Raw genomic sequence first — 14,558 nt, forward strand, 5'->3', positions numbered from 1 at the left:
ATGCGTATCGTCTTCATGGGCAGCCCCGATTTCTCCGTCCCCGCGCTGCGGGCCCTGGCCGCCGAGCACGAGGTGGTGGCGGTCTATGCCCAGCCGCCCCGCCCGGCCAATCGCGGCCAGAAGGAAACCCCCTGCCCCGTGCATCAGGCGGCGCTGGAGCTGGGCATTCCCGTCCGCACGCCCAGCCGCGTCCGCAAGGATGTGGCCGAGCATGAGGCCTTCGCCGCGCTGGATGCCGATGTGGCGGTGGTGGCGGCCTATGGGCTGATCCTGCCGCGCCCGATGCTGGATGCGCCCCGGCGCGGGTGCCTCAACATCCATGCCTCGCTGCTGCCGCGCTGGCGCGGGGCGGCACCCATCCATGCCGCCGTGCTGGCGGGCGACGCCGAATCCGGCATCACCATCATGCGCATGGAGGAAGGGCTCGACACCGGCCCCATGCTGCTGAAGGAAGCGATGCCCCTGCACCCGCGCATCACCACCCCCGAGTTGCATGACGCGCTGTCGGCCATGGGTGCGCGGATGATCCTGCGCGCGCTGGCCGAGAACCCGCCCGAGGTGCCGCAGCCCGAGGAAGGTGCGACCTATGCCGCCAAGCTGACCAAGGCCGACGGCGAGTTGCACTGGGCCGAGCCCGCCGCCGCGCTGGAACGCCGCGTGCGCGCCATGACACCCTGGCCCGGTGCCTATTTCCAGGCGGGCGGGGAGACCATCCGCGTGCATGACGCGATCGCGGAGGCCGGCTCAGGCACGCCCGGCAGGCTGCTGGCGCCGGACCTGGTGGCCTGCGGCGAGGGCGCGCTGCGCCTCAGGCGCCTGCAACGCCCCGGTCGCGCGGCCATGGAGGCCGGCGCCCTGCTGCGCGGCTACTCCCTGCCGGAGCGGCTGTAGTGCCGCGCTATGCGCTGCTGCTGGAATATGACGGCAGCGCCTTCCATGGCTGGCAGCGCCAGCCCAATGGTGCCTCCGTCCAGCAGAGCCTGGAGGAAGCCGCCGCGAAGCTGAATGGCGGGGTGGTGCCGGTCTCCGTCGCCGCCGGCCGCACGGATGCCGGCGTACACGGGCTGGGCCAGGTCGCGGAGGTCGAGGTCAGCACCGACCTGCGGCCCGACAAGATGCGCCTTGCGCTGAACTTCCACATGCTGCCCGCCCCTGTCGTGGTGCGCGCCGCGGCCTATGCGCCTGAGGGCTGGTCGCCGCGTTTCTCGGCGCTGCGCCGGGCCTATCGCTACCGCATCCTGAACCGTCCGGCGCGCCCGGCGCTGGATGCGGGACGGGTGTGGCACCTGCCCTTCGCGCTGGATGAGAAGGCGATGCACCGCGCCGCGCAGGCCCTGCTGGGCCGCCATGATTTCTCGGCCTTCCGCGCCGCTGCCTGCCAGGCGAAATCCCCGCTGCGCACGCTGGACCGGCTGGACGTGTTCCGCGTGGGTGAGGAAGTGCATATCGAGGCCGAGGCCCGCAGCTTCCTGCACCATCAGGTGCGCAACCTGGTCGGCACGCTGGCGCCGGTGGGGCTGGGCCGCCGCCCTGAAAGCTGGCCGCGCGAGGTGCTGGACGGCCAGGACCGCCGCAAGGCAGGTGAAACCGCCCCGCCCGACGGGCTGTGCTTCATGCGGGTGGATTACCCCGAGGCGCTGGACTGGCACTGATTCTGCGATCTATTCTCAACTTACCAATAGTTGAGGAATTGGCCATGTTTCGCCGCCGTCTCCTGGCAGCCCTGCCGCTGCTCGCCCTTGCCGCCGCCGGCTGCACGCCCCAGCCCACCACCGTGGTGGCCGTGCCCGTGCAGGGCTGCAATACCGCTTTCCGCGTGGTGAATGCTTCCTCGCGCACCGTGATGCAGCTGTTCTTCAGCCACTCCACGCTGGCCAATTGGGGCGCGGACCAGCTGGGCGCCAACGTGCTGCCGCCCGGCCGCTATGCCAACTACGTGGCGGCCAACCCTGGTGCCTATGATTTCCGCATCACCTGGGCGGGCGGCGGCAGCGCCGAGATCCGGCAGGTGAATGTGTGCCGCGCCTCCGAGATCCGGGTGACCAACAGCGGCATCGTCGCGATGTGACGGCCGGGGGGCTCAGCCCCCCAGCTCCTCCTTCAGCATCTCCAGGCGCAGCCACTCCTCTTCGGCCTCGGCCAGCGCCTGCTGGCGCTGGGCCAGGGCGTCGCTGCGCTGCTGGAAACCCTTGGGGTCGCGGGAGAACAGCCCCGGATCGGCGAGCCACTTCTCCAGCACCGCGATCTCCTGGCCCAGCTTCTCCATCTGGCCGGGCAGGCTGGCCAGCGCGTGCTGGTCCTTGAAGGACATCTTCTTCGAGGGCGCGCTGTCCGGGCGCGGCTCGGCGGCCGCCTTGGCCTTCACGGGCGCCGCCACCGTGCGCGCCGTCACACCCTCTCCGCGCTGGTTCAGCATGTCGGAATAGCCGCCGGCATATTCCTGCCAGCGCCCGTCGCCCTCGCTCATGATCACGCTGGTGCAGACGCGGTCCAGGAAGTCACGGTCATGGCTGACCAGCAGCACCGTGCCGCCGTAATCGGCCAGCAGGTCCTGCAGCAGGTCCAGCGTCTCCAGGTCCAGGTCGTTGGTCGGCTCGTCCAGCACCAGCAGGTTGCTGGGCATGGCGAGCGCGCGCGCCAGCAGCAGCCGCCCGCGCTCCCCGCCCGAGAGCTTGCCCACCGGCGTGCGCGCCTGCTGCGGCTGGAACAGGAAGTCCTGCATATAGCCCATCACATGGCGCGGCTGCCCGCCGACCCAGACCTGGTCGCCGCGCCCGTCGGTCAGCGTGTCGGCCAGGCTGCGGTCAGGGTCCAGGCTGCCGCGCATCTGCTCCAGCGTGGCCATTTCCAGATTGGTGCCGAGCTTGATGGTGCCGCTGTCCGGCGCCAGCGCCCCGGTCAGGATGTTCAGCAGCGTGGTCTTGCCCGCGCCATTGGCGCCCACGATGCCGACCCGGTCGCCCTTGATGATCCGGGTCGAGAAATCCCGCACCACCGTGCGCTCGCCCCAGGCCTTGGTCACATCCTCGGCCGAGATCACCAGCGTGCCGGAACCCGTGGCCTCGGCGGCCTGCATGGTGGCGGTTCCCGTGGGGCGCACGCGGCTGCGGCGCGCCTCGCGCAGTGCCGCAAGCTCCGCCACGCGGCGGACATTGCGCTTGCGCCGGGCCGTCACGCCATAGCGCATCCAGTGCTCCTCGCGGACGATCTGGCGGTCCAGCTTGTGGGCCTCGCGCTCCTCCTCCTCCAGCACCTGCTCTCGCCAGGCCTCGAACTCGCCGAAGCCGCGATCGGCCCGGCGCGTGATGCCGCGGTCGAGCCACAGCGTGGCCTTGGAAAGCCCGGACAGAAAGCGCCTGTCATGGCTGATGAGCACCAGCGCGCCACGCATGGAGGCCAGCTCGCCCTCAAGCCATTCGATGGCCGGCAGGTCCAGGTGGTTGGTGGGTTCGTCCAGCAGCAGGATGTCGGGCGCGGGCGCCAGCGCCCGGGCCAATGCCGCACGTCGCGTCTCACCGCCCGAAAGGTTGCCGGGCGTCTCGTCCCCCGTCAGGCCCAGCCCCTCCAGCAGGTTGCGGGCGCGATAGGGCTCATCTGCCGGGCCGAGGCCCGCCATCACATAATCCAGCACCGTGGCATGGCCCGACAGGTCGGGCTCCTGCGGCAGATAGCGCAGGGTTGCGCCGGGCTGCAGGAAGCGAGTGCCGGTCTCGGCCTGCAATTCGCCCGCCGCGATGCGCAGCAGCGTGGACTTGCCGCTGCCGTTGCGCCCGACCAGCGCCAGGCGCTCTCCAGGTGAGACCGACAGCGAGGCCCCGTTCAGCAGCGGCGCGCCGCCCAGCGTGAAACTGATGCTGTCGAGGATGAGAAGCGGAGGAGCGGCCATGGGGCGCGGATGACGCCCCCGGCGCCCCGCGTCAAGTCGCCGCGCGCTTCCGGATCAGGTAGCGATGCCGCCCCTCCAGCACCAGCTCGCCCTTCTGGTTGTGGATGGTGCTGGCCAGCCCCACCACGCCGGTACTGCGGTTGGGCGACAGCTCATCCACCGTCAGGCAGGGGTACAGCGTGTCCCCCACGAAGACCGGCGCCAGGAAACGGCTGGACTGCTCCAGGAACGCCTTCAGCGAATCCTCCACCAGATGCGGAAAGATGCCGGCCCCCGCCGCCGTCTGGATCGCCACCTGGAAGCCATGCGCCAACATGTGCGGCATGCCGTGGCGGCGGCAGTATTCCACGTCATAATGCACGGGATGGTTGTCGCCGCTGGCCGCCTGGAAGGCCAGGAAGATCGCCTCCGTCATGGTGCGGCTCGGCAGCGGAAACCGCTCGCCCATCGTGAAATCCTCAAACCAGCGCTGCTGCGCCACCATGCGGTGCTGGCTAGGGTCAAAACTGCTCATCAGCGGCGTTTCCCGGTTGTTTCGCCGAGGCTATCTTCCGCCCATGTCAAAGACCACCCGCGCCACCCAGGCGCTGGCCCAGGCCGGCATCGCCTTCACCCTGCGCCCCTATGACTATGACCCCGGTTCCGAGCGCGTGGGGCTGCAGGCCGCCGAGGCGCTGGGCGAAGACCCACGCCGGGTGCTGAAAACCCTGATGGTGGAAGTCGACGGCAAGCCGGGCTGCGTCGTCATCCCCTCAGACCAGGAACTGTCGATGAAACGCGTCGCCGCGGCCTTCGGCGGCAAATCCGCCCAGATGATGAAACCACCCGTGGCCGAACGCCTGACGGGCTTCGTCGTCGGGGGCATCAGCCCCTTCGGCCAGAAGAAACGCGTGCCCACCGCCATCGAGGCCAGCGCCATGACCCACGCCACCGTGCTGATCAACGGCGGCCAACGCGGCCTGCTGCTGGAACTGACACCAAACGACGCGGCGACACTCACAGGCGCGGCGGCGGTTCCGCTGGTGGCGTGAGGGCTCGTCCCGGGGGCTTCACCCCCGGACCCTGACCAAGGGCTCTGCCCTTGGAACCCGCCAAAGGCCGAAAGGCCTTCGGAAACCGGGGGCTGAAAGTGTGAGGAAGGGGCAGCGTAGTCGCGCCGAGCCGATGGGCGCTCCGAGCCTCTTCCTCACACTTTCAGAATACTCACGGGGGTCCAGGGGCCACAGGCTCCTGGCGGGGTGCAGGGGCGGCGCCCCTGCGCGGGGGTCCGGGGGCAAGGCCCCCGAAGCGCGCCCTCAGGCTGCCGTCAGGAAGCTGTCGGCCAGGCCCTGGAACATCGGCAGCCCGTCTTCGCCGCCGACCAGCGGGTCCACGCAGTTTTCCGGGTGCGGCATCATGCCCATCACGCGCAGGTTGGGCGACAGGATGCCGGCGATGCTGTTGATGCTGCCGTTCCGGTTTTCGCCGGTGTAGCGCAGGGAGACGAGGCGTTCGCCTTCCAGGCGGGCCAGGGTCTCGTCGTCGCAGAAGTAGTTGCCGTCGCCGTGGGCCATGGTGGCGCGGAATTCCTGGCCCTGCTGGTAGCCGCGGGTATAGGCGGTGTCGGCGCGCTCGACCTTCATCGTGCAGTCCATCGCCAGGAAGCGCAGCGAGGCGTTCTTCAGCAGCGCGCCGGGCAGCAGTCCGGCCTCGCAGAGCATCTGGAAGCCGTTGCACACGCCCAGCACATGCCCGCCGCGAGCGGCGAAACCCTTCACTTCGGCCATCAGCGGGCTCTGCGCGGCCATGGCGCCGCAGCGCAGATAGTCGCCGTAGGAGAAGCCGCCGGGCAGCACCACCAGGTCCAGGCCCTGGGGCAGCGCGGTGTCGCGATGCCACAGCATGGCGGGCTTGCGGCCGGTCACGCGTTCCAGCGCGATCGCCATGTCGCGCTCGCGGTTGGTGCCGGGGAAGACGATGATGGCGGCCTTCATGGGGATTATTCCTGATCGGCTGGGAGTGTGGGGCGACCGGCCTCGCGGCCCGGCAACAGATGGCGGAAAAGCGCCTGGCGCGCACGGATTTCTTCGCGCGAGGGCTTCTGAACGGTGATCTCGCGGTCAGGCTGCATGGCGGCGTGGCCCATCAGCGCGGTCATCAGCAGCACGGGGATGGCCAGCATGCAGGCCGGCAGCAGGGTGCGCGGCGGCAGGGCGCAGCGCCAGGCGCGCGGCATCAGCCAGCGCAGCAGCAGCATCAGCGGGAAGGCGAGGACCAGCAGCCCCAGCATCACCGCGGCCACGATCAGCACCGGCAGCACCGGGAAATACATGAACGCCGCAGAGAACCCCATGCCGCAACCTCCTGTCGCGGGCAGGGCTGGCGTACCGGCCCCGCTGCCTCATGACAGCCAGATCCGCAGCCATTGCAGCCCGCCCAGCACCAGCATGGTGGTCACGGCGGCGATGGCGGCGGCCGTGACCCAGCGATCGATCCGGCGCTTCTGGCGCGCGGCGAAACCCTGGGCTGGCCCGATGCCCTTGCGCCGCTCCCGCCAGGTCAGGCCCATGGCGGCAGCGACTGTGAGCACCAGCATCATGAAAAGCGAAAGTTTGACCATGGCGTTACTGCAAGTTGCGCCGCAGCAGCCATGCGCTGCCGGCATACCGAAAACGGCAAGCCGGCACGGACGTCACGCCACCTCGACCGAGAAGCTCTCGATCACGGTGTTGGCCAGCAGCTTGCGGGCCATGTCCTCGGCCGTGGCCTTGGCCTTGGCGGGGTCCGTCTCGGCCACATCCAGGATGATGACCTTGCCGGCGCGGACATCGTCCACGCCGGAGAAGCCGAGGCCGCCCAGCGCCTGCTGGATGGCCTTGCCCTGCGGGTCCAGCACGCCGTTCTTCGGCATGACGGTGACACGAAGCTTCACTGCATGGTCTCCGGGCCCTTGAGGTCGCGGATGCCGGCTTCGGGCAGGATGCCGAGGCGCCGCGCCACTTCCTGATAGGCTTCCTCGACCTTGCCCAGGTCGCGGCGGAAGCGGTCCTTGTCCATCTTCTCGCCGGTCTTGGCGTCCCACAGGCGGCAGTTGTCGGGGCTGATCTCATCGGCCAGCACCAGGCGCATCTCGTCGTTTTCCCAGATGCGTCCGAACTCCAGCTTGAAGTCCACCAGAACGATGCCGACGCCCAGCAGCAGGCCGGACAGGAAGTCGTTCACGCGCAGGGTCATCTGCACGATCTCGTCGATGTCCTGCGTGCTGGCCCAGCCGAAGGCCGTGATGTGCTCTTCGCTCACCATCGGGTCCTGCAGGCCGTCGTTCTTGTAGTAGTACTCGATGATAGAGCGCGGCAGGCGCGTGCCTTCCTGGATGCCCAGGCGGGTCGAGAGGCTGCCGGCGGCGACATTGCGCACCACGACCTCGAGCGGAATGATCTCGACCTCACGCACCAGCTGCTCGCGCATGTTCAGGCGGCGGATGAAGTGCGTGGGGATGCCGATTTCCGCCAGGCGCGTCATCAGATATTCGCTGATGCGGTTGTTGAGCACGCCCTTACCGGTGATCGTGCCCTTCTTCTGCGCGTTGAAGGCGGTGGCGTCGTCCTTGAAGTACTGGACGATCGTGCCGGGCTCGGGCCCCTCAAAGAGGATCTTGGCCTTGCCCTCATAGAGCTGACGCCTGCGTGCCATGGCGGAATTCCTTGAGTGCGGGGGCGGTATAGCAGCGGGTTTACGGAAGGGCCACAGGCCGAAATGGCGTCTGGCCGGGCTGAACGGTTCGGAAATGCCATTCCTGCCATGCGCTGAGCGCGAGAATCGAGCTGGAAACGGTGCCGAAGCCGCCTTCGGCCGGCAGGCAGAGCTGCTCGGCACGGTTTCCACCCGTATCTGCCAGCAGTGCCGGCCAGTCGCCCCAGTCGGCGGGCGAATCCGGCGCACGCGCTCCGCGCCATACAGGCAGGTGGCGCGCGATGCGCGAGGCGTTCATGTCGTTGGGGGAATGGGCGGTCACCATCGACAGCCCGGCAGGCAGCACCTGCGCCTCCGCGCGGCCGCTGCCAAGCCCGGCCAGAAAGACGCCGCCCCTGGCGTCGGCCACCACCATGTTGAACGGACGCCACTGCCCGGCATCCAGGTTCCGGACGATATCGGCGGCCTCGGCCGCCGTGCGGCCGGCCAGGGCGATCAGGGGAAGTTCCCCGCGCGAGCGCTTACCGGGCGCGGGGCCCAGGCTGCCCACCCTGTTCAGCACGGCGGACACGACGCCGTAGCGGTTGATGGCCATCCATGTGCCACCCGCCATGCGGTCGATGCCACCGATGATGTCAGGATGATCGGGCCAATGCGCGGCCGGAGGCGCCCAGGGGCGCTCCAGCATTTCGTCGCGATTGGCGGCCAGCATGACCGGCCAGGCATGGCCCGGCCGGTGCAGCAGGAAAACGGTGCACATGCCGGGGGTTATGCCCCCGGCACGCTGCTCAGGCTACCACCGGCGCCAGTGGCCGTGGCCGTGACCATGACCGCGCCAGGCCCAGGGAGGCGGGCCATACGCATACCGCGGCGGCGGAACGTAGACCGGCGGCGGCACATAGACCGGACGCGGGGCCACATAGACCGGCGGGGGCGGCGGCACATAGACCGGCCGGGGCGCCACATAGACAGGCGCGGGGGCCACATAGGCGGGCGCGGGTGCCGCGTAGCCGCCATAGCCACCAGGCTTGCCGTCATAATACTGCGCGGACGCGCTCGCGGGGGTCAGAGCGATGCCGGCGCCGAACACCAGCGCCGGAACCGCCAGAAGCTTCAACAGGGGTCGCATTGGCTGGTTCCTCCTTAGCGAATAACGAGGAACATGGCCCCTGGTTGCGGCGGAAAAAGGGCGGGATTCAGCCGAAAACGCGGGAGAAGATCGTCTCCACATTCACGAAGTCGCGGTTGGGGTCCATCACCTTGTCCAGGGTCGCACCGTCGATGCGCGCGGCCACTTCCGGGCTCGCCAGCAGGTTGTCGCGGAACTTCTTCGCATCGCCCTTGCCCAGCTTCGTCCAGGTCTCCATCGCGGCCTTCTGGACGGCAGCGTAGGATTCCTCGCGTGACAGCCCGGCCTGGGTCAGGGCCAGCAGCACCTTCTGGCTGTGCACCACGCCGCCCAGGCTTTCGAGGTTCTCGGTCATGCGCTCGGGGTAGACGGTCAGCTTGTCGATCATGCCGGCCAGCCGCATCAGCGCGAAGTCGAGCCCGATGGTCGCGTCCGGGCCGATCACGCGCTCGACCGAGGAGTGGCTGATGTCGCGCTCATGCCACAGCGCCACATTCTCCAGCGCGGGGTGGGCATAGCCGCGCACCAGGCGCGCGATGCCGGTGATGTTCTCGCTCAGCACCGGGTTGCGCTTATGGGGCATGGCCGAGCTGCCCTTCTGCCCGGCGTGGAAATACTCCTCCGCCTCGCGCACCTCGGAACGCTGCAGGTGGCGCACCTCGACGGCCAGGCGCTCGACGCCCGAGGCCACCACCGCCAGCGCCGAGAAATAGGCCGCATGCCGGTCGCGCGGGATCACCTGGGTGGAGACGGGCTCGACCGTCAGGCCGAGCTTGGCCGCCACATATTCCTCAACGCGCGGGTCGGTGGAGGCAAAGGTGCCCACGGGGCCGGAGATCGCGCAGGTCGCGACCTCGGCGCGGGCGGCCACCAGGCGGGCGCGGTTGCGGGCGAATTCGGCGTAATGGCCGGCCAGCTTCAGCCCGAAGGTCGTGGGCTCGGCATGGATGCCGTGGCTGCGGCCGATGGTCGGCGTGAACTTGAACTCGAAGGCGCGCTTCTTCAGCGCGGCCAGCACGGCGTCCACATCCGCGATCAGCAGGTCCGCCGCGCGCACCATCTGCACGGCCAGCGAGGTGTCCAGCACGTCAGAGCTGGTCATGCCCTGGTGCATGAAACGGGCGGATTCGCCGATGCCCTGGCCCATCCAGGTCAGGAAGGCGATGACGTCATGGCGCGTGACGCGCTCGATGGCGTCGATCTCCTCGACGGCGTTGGCGTCGATGGAGGCGGCGCGGGGCGTGCCCTTCTCGCGGATCTCGCGGGCGGCTTCCTCGGGGATGGTACCGAATTTGGCCATCGCCTCGGCGGCGAGCGCCTCGATCTCGAACCAGATCCGGTACCGCTCCTCGGGGGACCAGATGGCAGCCATTTCAGGGCGGGTGTAGCGCGGAACCATGCGGCCTCCTGCAAGCGATCGGGGCAGTGTCGCGCACCGTTTGGCCCCGACGCGGGATCATGTCCAGAGCATGAGGAAATTCGGCATCGGCCATGCGCTTTCGGCTTGCCCAATCATGTCCAAATGTTTAAGTCCGGCGAGCTAATCAGTTTAGGTCAAGGGGTTCCGGATAATGCCAGAGTGGGTGGTACCGCTACTGCAGGTGTTGATGATCGACATCGTGCTGGCGGGTGACAATGCGATCGTCGTCGGCATGGCCGCGGCCGGCCTGCCGGCGGAGCAGCGCCGCACGGCCATCCTGTGGGGCATCGGCGCCGCCACGATCATGCGCATCGGCTTCGCGGCCATCACCGCGCAGCTGCTGGCCATCGTGGGCATCACGCTGGCGGGCGGCGTGCTGCTGCTGTGGGTCTGCTGGAAGATGTTCCGCGAACTGCGCCACAGCCATGAGGCAGCGGCCGAGGTCAATGAAGGCGAGGCGAGCGAAGCCCCGCGCAAGACCCTGCCCCAGGCCATCATCCAGATCCTGGTCGCCGACGTCTCCATGTCGCTCGACAACGTGCTGGCCGTGGCCGGCGCCGCCAAGGACCATCCGTATGTGCTGGTCATCGGCCTGGCCATCTCGGTCGTGCTGATGGGCGTGGCCGCGACCTTCATCGCGAACCTGCTGAACAAGCATAAGTGGATCGCCTGGGTCGGCCTGCTGATCATCCTCTACGTCGCCGGCGCCATGATCTGGGACGGCACGCATGAGGTCGCGGAACGGGTCCCCGGCTCCTATGCCTTCCTGCTGCTGCCGCTGGGCTATGTGGCGATCCCGGGCGTCTTCCCGCCCTGGCTCTGGGCGGGTGCGACCGTGGTCCAGGTCATCATCATCGCGACCGTCGCCACGCTGGTGGTCGACAGCGTCCTCAAGGCCTTGCGCCGAGAGAACCACTGAACCGGCCTCTGGTTACATCCCTGTAACCAGACATGGAATTGCCGGGGAGCTCTCCCCGGCCTAAGAAAACTGCGCGGACGTGCCTCGGGCGCGCCCGCGCTATTTTTTTGGCCGTGCTTCGGGGAGAATTAGGGGCTCATGGATCTCGCGCATTTCGCAGCCAATTGGGACTGGGGCGTTCTCGGTAAGATCCTGGGCGCCAATATCATTCTCTCGGGCGACAACGCCGTGCTGATCGCACTGGCCGCCGCCGGACTGCCCGCCGCCCAGCGCGGCCGCGCCATCATGATCGGCATGGTGCTGGCGGTGTTCCTGCGCATCGTCCTCAGCCTGGTCGCCGCCTATCTGCTCGAGATTCCGGGCATCATGCTGGTCGGCGGCCTCGTGCTGCTCTGGATCGCCTACGGCTTCTACAAGGAAACCCGCAACAAGGCCGGCGAGGAAGAAGGCGGCCATGAGGCCGAGGCCGAGACCAAGACGATGGCCGTGGCGCTGCGCCAGATCGTCATCGCCGACGTCTCCATGTCGCTGGACAACGTGCTGGCCGTCGCCGGCGCCGCGGGCAACAACATGCCCATGCTGATCGTGGGCCTCGTCATCTCCATCCTGCTGATGGGCGTGGCTGCCTCGCTGATCGCGAAGCTGCTCGAGCGCTTCTCCTGGATCGCCTATGTCGGCGTGGCGCTCATCATCTGGATCGGCGTCGAGATGGTCTGGCACGACCTGCACCACTTCATCAATTTCGGCGGCACCGCCAGCACCATGATCCAGACCGGGACGCGCATCGGCTGATGCGGCGTATCGCGACGCTCTCCCTGCTGCTCGGTCTCGGCGCCTGCGCCATGCCGGAGGAAACCCCTCCGGCCGCTGCGCCCGCCTCGGTCGTGCAGCGCACCCCGGAACAGGTGGCCTCCCGCCTGCCGGAACAGCTGAACGAGTTCCGCCGGGGCAACCGGGTCCAGATGCGATCCGGCACGGGGATCGAGTATCCCTATGCCACCTCCGGCCGGCGCATCGCGGGCCAGGTGCAGATCCGCCCCGGCACGCCGGGCACCAGCCCCGAGACGGAGCTGGGCGCCATGGCTACCGAGGCAGCGACCAACCCGCAGTACCGCCGCCTGCGCGAAGCCTCCCGCGAGACCATCGCGGGCATGAGCTGCATGCTGCTCGCCGGCAATTTCAGCCGCACCCCTGTCGAGAGCCTGGCCTGTGCCGGCGTGTTCGACGGCCAGGTGGTGCGCATGCGCCTGACCATGTCCCGCGCTGCGGGCCGCATGGACGAGGCCAAGCAGTTCGCCGAAGGGCTGGCTGCCGCCCTGCGTTGAGCGAGGGGGCCCGGGCCCCCTCTCCTTCCCTACATCAGGTTGATATAGCGCGAGGCCTCGGCCCCGGTCGCGAACTGCGCGGCCTTGGCCACGATGGCCTTGTCGGTCTCGGTCATCCGCCGCTCCTCGCGCAGATGCTCCGTCCAGCTCGCCGTCACCCACATCTCCACGAAGCGTTCGGGGTGGGCCACGTTCTCATACAGCCGCCACAGCTTGGCGCCGGCGCGCATCCGCACGCCGCGCACCTGTTCCATATGCAGCAGGAAGGCCGCGCGCCCCTCGGGCTCGATCGTATAGCGGACCGATTCCAGCACCCGGCCGGATTCGCCGTGCAGCAGCTCCCGCAGCTCGGCGGCGGCGGGTTCGGGGCGGATGTGGCGCAGCTGTTCGGCGGGCTTGCTGTCGGTGGTGTCGGCATCCAGGCCGAAGCGCTTCACCAGCAGCGCCGACGCAGCGCCCAACCCCGCGAACAGGCACAGCGCCCCCGGCACGCCGATCTGGCTGCCGAGCCAGCCGGCGAAGACCGAGCCCGCCGCCATCGCGCCGAAAAAGCTCATCTGATAGATGCCGAGCGCCCTGGCCCGCACCCAGCCGGGCGCCGCCAGAGAGGCCGCGGCCTGCAGCGTGCTGGCCCCCGCCAGCCAGCACATGCCGTACAGGAAAATGCCGACCGCGACGGCAGGCCAGCCGATGCCGAGCGGCGCCGCCAGCCCCATCACGGCCATCGCGCCCGATGAGATCAGCGAGGCCCGCAGCACGATCGCACCGCGCCCGTAGCGCGCGCGGAAGCGCGGCATGATGAAGCCCGAGAACACCGCGCCCGCGCCCATGCAGCCCAGCATCAGGCCGAAGGCCTCGGCGCCCAGCTGCAGTTCCTGGCGCACCAGCAGCGGCATCAGCCCCCACACCGCGGCGCCGAACAGGAAGAACACCATGGCGCGCAGGATCGCGGCCTTCACCGCCGGGGTGTTGCGCACGAAGCGCAGGCCCACGGCGATGGCCGACAGGAAGCTCTCCGGCGGCAGGCTCGCGCGCGGTGCCTCGCGCTTCCAGAACACGAGCGCCACCGCCAGTGCTGCGATGCAGACGGCGTTGATGGCAAAGGCGACACCCACGCCGAAGCTGGCCACGATCAGCCCGCCCGCGGCAGGGCCCAGCGCGCGGGCGATGTTGAAGTTGATGCCGTTCAGCGCAATGGCACCCACCAGATCCTCACGCGGGACCAGCTCCGGCGTGGTCGCGGCCCAGCCCGGGAAGCTCATGGCCATGCCGCAGCCCAGCAGGAAGGTAAAGGCCAGCAGCGACCAGGCACCGAGCCCGCCCGACAGCTCCACCACCACCAGCAGCGTCGCTGAGACGAAAAGCCAGGCCTGGGTCAGCAGCAGATAGGACCGCCTCTCCATGATGTCCGCCAGCGCACCCGAGGGCAGCGCCAGCAGAAAGACCGGCAGCATGGAGGCCGCCTGCACCATCGACACCATGGCCGGCGAGGGTGCCAGCGAGGTCATCAGCCAGCCGGCGGCCGTGTTCTGGATCCAGAGGCCGATGTTGGAGGCGAGGCTGGCGACCCAGAGCAGCCGGAAGGCCGGGTGGCGGAGCGGGGCGAAGGCGCTGGGTGCTGGCATGGCGCCTCGTATAACGCGGGGCGCGGGCATTTGTGTGGCCGGAAACGCGGGTCTGCCCCGCTTGGCCGATCAGCGGCGCAGCAGGATGTAGTTCACCGTCAGATCGACCTCGACCCCGTTCGGATCGGAACCAGGTGGGAAGGCCGGCAGCCTGGCGCCCAGGAAGGGCCGCGAGGTGCCGCTGTTCAGCGAGGGGGAGACCGAGGGCATCATCATGCGCACGGAGCGCACGGTGCCGTCGGGGTTGGCGGTGATGCGCACCCGGACCGATCCGCTCTCGCCGCGCTGCGCGGCATCGGGCGGATAGCTCATGTTCTGGTCCAGCCAGCGGCGGAAGGCGGCGTTCCAGTCCGGCCCCACATTGGCGCCGCGCACGCGCACCTGGCTGTCCGGGGTGGTGCGTGCCTCCAGATGGCGCGGGTCGACGGAAAGATCGAGCGGCGCGCGCGGCCCGTTGGGCCGGCCGGGCGTGGGCCGCGGCTGAGAGAGGCTGAACCCGTTCGGCAGGAACATTCCGGGCAGGTTCGGGCGCGCCTGCGAAGGGCGCGGCGTGGGCGGGGTGGTGGGCTGGGGCGGGCGCGG

General features: G+C 69.2%; 18 protein-coding genes and 1 pseudogene. 7 read left to right on the forward strand and 12 right to left on the reverse strand.

The genetic code is table 11. The features are described from left to right. The 3 genes from fmt to EOD42_RS24665 are packed head-to-tail and all read left to right on the forward strand — an operon-like array spanning position 1 to position 2,068. A complete protein-coding gene (gene fmt / locus EOD42_RS24655) occupies positions 1-891 on the forward strand; it encodes a methionyl-tRNA formyltransferase (protein ID WP_127790267.1) in 891 nt (296 codons plus the stop codon). Beyond that, positions 891-1,652 (forward strand): tRNA pseudouridine(38-40) synthase TruA, encoded by a 762-nt coding sequence (truA, locus tag EOD42_RS24660; protein WP_127790268.1) that lies wholly within the window; start codon positions 891-893, stop codon positions 1,650-1,652. The genes fmt and truA overlap by 1 nt, the downstream gene beginning before the upstream one ends. A gap of 44 nt (positions 1,653-1,696) precedes the next feature. After that, the gene (locus EOD42_RS24665; RefSeq protein WP_127790269.1) at positions 1,697-2,068 is read left to right on the forward strand and encodes a hypothetical protein; all 372 of its coding nucleotides are present in this window, start codon (positions 1,697-1,699) and stop codon (positions 2,066-2,068) included. Between the two features lie 12 nt (positions 2,069-2,080). On the opposite strand, the gene EOD42_RS24670 is transcribed toward EOD42_RS24665, so the two are convergent. Beyond that, positions 2,081-3,886, reverse strand: coding sequence for an ABC-F family ATP-binding cassette domain-containing protein (locus EOD42_RS24670; protein ID WP_127790270.1), 1,806 nt, complete (start codon positions 3,884-3,886; stop codon positions 2,081-2,083). 31 nt (positions 3,887-3,917) lie between these two features. Further along, positions 3,918-4,400 carry a MaoC family dehydratase gene (locus EOD42_RS24675; protein WP_127790271.1) on the reverse strand — a complete coding sequence of 161 codons (483 nt, stop codon included), beginning with the start codon at positions 4,398-4,400 and terminating at the stop codon, positions 3,918-3,920. 43 nt (positions 4,401-4,443) lie between these two features. On the opposite strand from EOD42_RS24675, the gene ybaK reads away from it, so the two are divergent. Continuing rightward, a complete protein-coding gene (gene ybaK / locus EOD42_RS24680; protein WP_127790272.1) occupies positions 4,444-4,917 on the forward strand; it encodes a Cys-tRNA(Pro) deacylase in 474 nt (157 codons plus the stop codon). Between the two features lie 264 nt (positions 4,918-5,181). On the opposite strand, the gene purQ is transcribed toward ybaK, so the two are convergent. The 8 genes from purQ to purB form a co-directional block, all read right to left on the reverse strand. Next, complete coding sequence (purQ, locus tag EOD42_RS24685) at positions 5,182-5,859, reverse strand: phosphoribosylformylglycinamidine synthase subunit PurQ (RefSeq protein ID WP_127790273.1); 678 nt, start codon at positions 5,857-5,859, stop codon at positions 5,182-5,184. Positions 5,860-5,864: 5 nt separating this feature from the next. After that, complete coding sequence (locus EOD42_RS24690) at positions 5,865-6,218, reverse strand: hypothetical protein (RefSeq protein ID WP_127790274.1); 354 nt, start codon at positions 6,216-6,218, stop codon at positions 5,865-5,867. 48 nt (positions 6,219-6,266) lie between these two features. After that, positions 6,267-6,464, reverse strand: a complete 198-nt coding sequence (locus EOD42_RS24695) for a hypothetical protein (RefSeq protein WP_240655284.1) — start codon at positions 6,462-6,464, stop codon at positions 6,267-6,269. 93 nt (positions 6,465-6,557) lie between these two features. Next, the gene (purS, locus tag EOD42_RS24700) at positions 6,558-6,797 is read right to left on the reverse strand and encodes a phosphoribosylformylglycinamidine synthase subunit PurS (RefSeq protein WP_127790276.1); all 240 of its coding nucleotides are present in this window, start codon (positions 6,795-6,797) and stop codon (positions 6,558-6,560) included. Then, on the reverse strand, positions 6,794-7,558 hold the full coding sequence (purC, locus tag EOD42_RS24705; protein WP_127790277.1) for a phosphoribosylaminoimidazolesuccinocarboxamide synthase: 765 nt from the start codon (positions 7,556-7,558) through the stop codon (positions 6,794-6,796). The genes purS and purC overlap by 4 nt, the downstream gene beginning before the upstream one ends. A 40-nt stretch (positions 7,559-7,598) precedes the next feature. Then, positions 7,599-8,318, reverse strand: coding sequence for an NRDE family protein (locus EOD42_RS24710; RefSeq protein WP_127790278.1), 720 nt, complete (start codon positions 8,316-8,318; stop codon positions 7,599-7,601). A gap of 33 nt (positions 8,319-8,351) precedes the next feature. Continuing rightward, positions 8,352-8,687, reverse strand: a complete 336-nt coding sequence (locus EOD42_RS24715) for a hypothetical protein (protein ID WP_127790279.1) — start codon at positions 8,685-8,687, stop codon at positions 8,352-8,354. Positions 8,688-8,754: 67 nt separating this feature from the next. Further along, positions 8,755-10,086 (reverse strand): adenylosuccinate lyase, encoded by a 1,332-nt coding sequence (gene purB, locus EOD42_RS24720; RefSeq protein ID WP_127790280.1) that lies wholly within the window; start codon positions 10,084-10,086, stop codon positions 8,755-8,757. Positions 10,087-10,258: 172 nt separating this feature from the next. Here purB and EOD42_RS24725 point away from each other — a divergent pair. The 3 genes and pseudogenes from EOD42_RS24725 to EOD42_RS24735 all read left to right on the forward strand — a co-directional run. Continuing rightward, positions 10,259-10,858: pseudogene (locus EOD42_RS24725) on the forward strand (TerC family protein); the annotation flags it as partial. Between the two features lie 306 nt (positions 10,859-11,164). Continuing rightward, positions 11,165-11,818 carry a YjbE family putative metal transport protein gene (locus EOD42_RS24730; RefSeq protein ID WP_127790281.1) on the forward strand — a complete coding sequence of 218 codons (654 nt, stop codon included), beginning with the start codon at positions 11,165-11,167 and terminating at the stop codon, positions 11,816-11,818. Then, complete coding sequence (locus EOD42_RS24735; RefSeq protein ID WP_127790282.1) at positions 11,818-12,351, forward strand: hypothetical protein; 534 nt, start codon at positions 11,818-11,820, stop codon at positions 12,349-12,351. Before EOD42_RS24730 ends, EOD42_RS24735 begins: the two co-directional genes overlap by 1 nt. Before the next feature lie 29 nt (positions 12,352-12,380). Here the strand turns inward: EOD42_RS24735 and EOD42_RS24740 are convergent, their stop codons facing one another. Both EOD42_RS24740 and EOD42_RS24745 read right to left on the reverse strand, forming a co-directional pair. Next, the gene (locus tag EOD42_RS24740; RefSeq protein ID WP_127790283.1) at positions 12,381-13,976 is read right to left on the reverse strand and encodes an MFS transporter; all 1,596 of its coding nucleotides are present in this window, start codon (positions 13,974-13,976) and stop codon (positions 12,381-12,383) included. Positions 13,977-14,045: 69 nt separating this feature from the next. Beyond that, the coding region (locus EOD42_RS24745; RefSeq protein ID WP_206020459.1) for a TonB family protein at positions 14,046-14,558 on the reverse strand (513 nt) is incomplete at its 5' end.

The organism is Rhodovarius crocodyli (assembly GCF_004005855.1).
In the GTDB taxonomy this organism is placed as follows: domain Bacteria; phylum Pseudomonadota; class Alphaproteobacteria; order Acetobacterales; family Acetobacteraceae; genus Rhodovarius; species Rhodovarius crocodyli.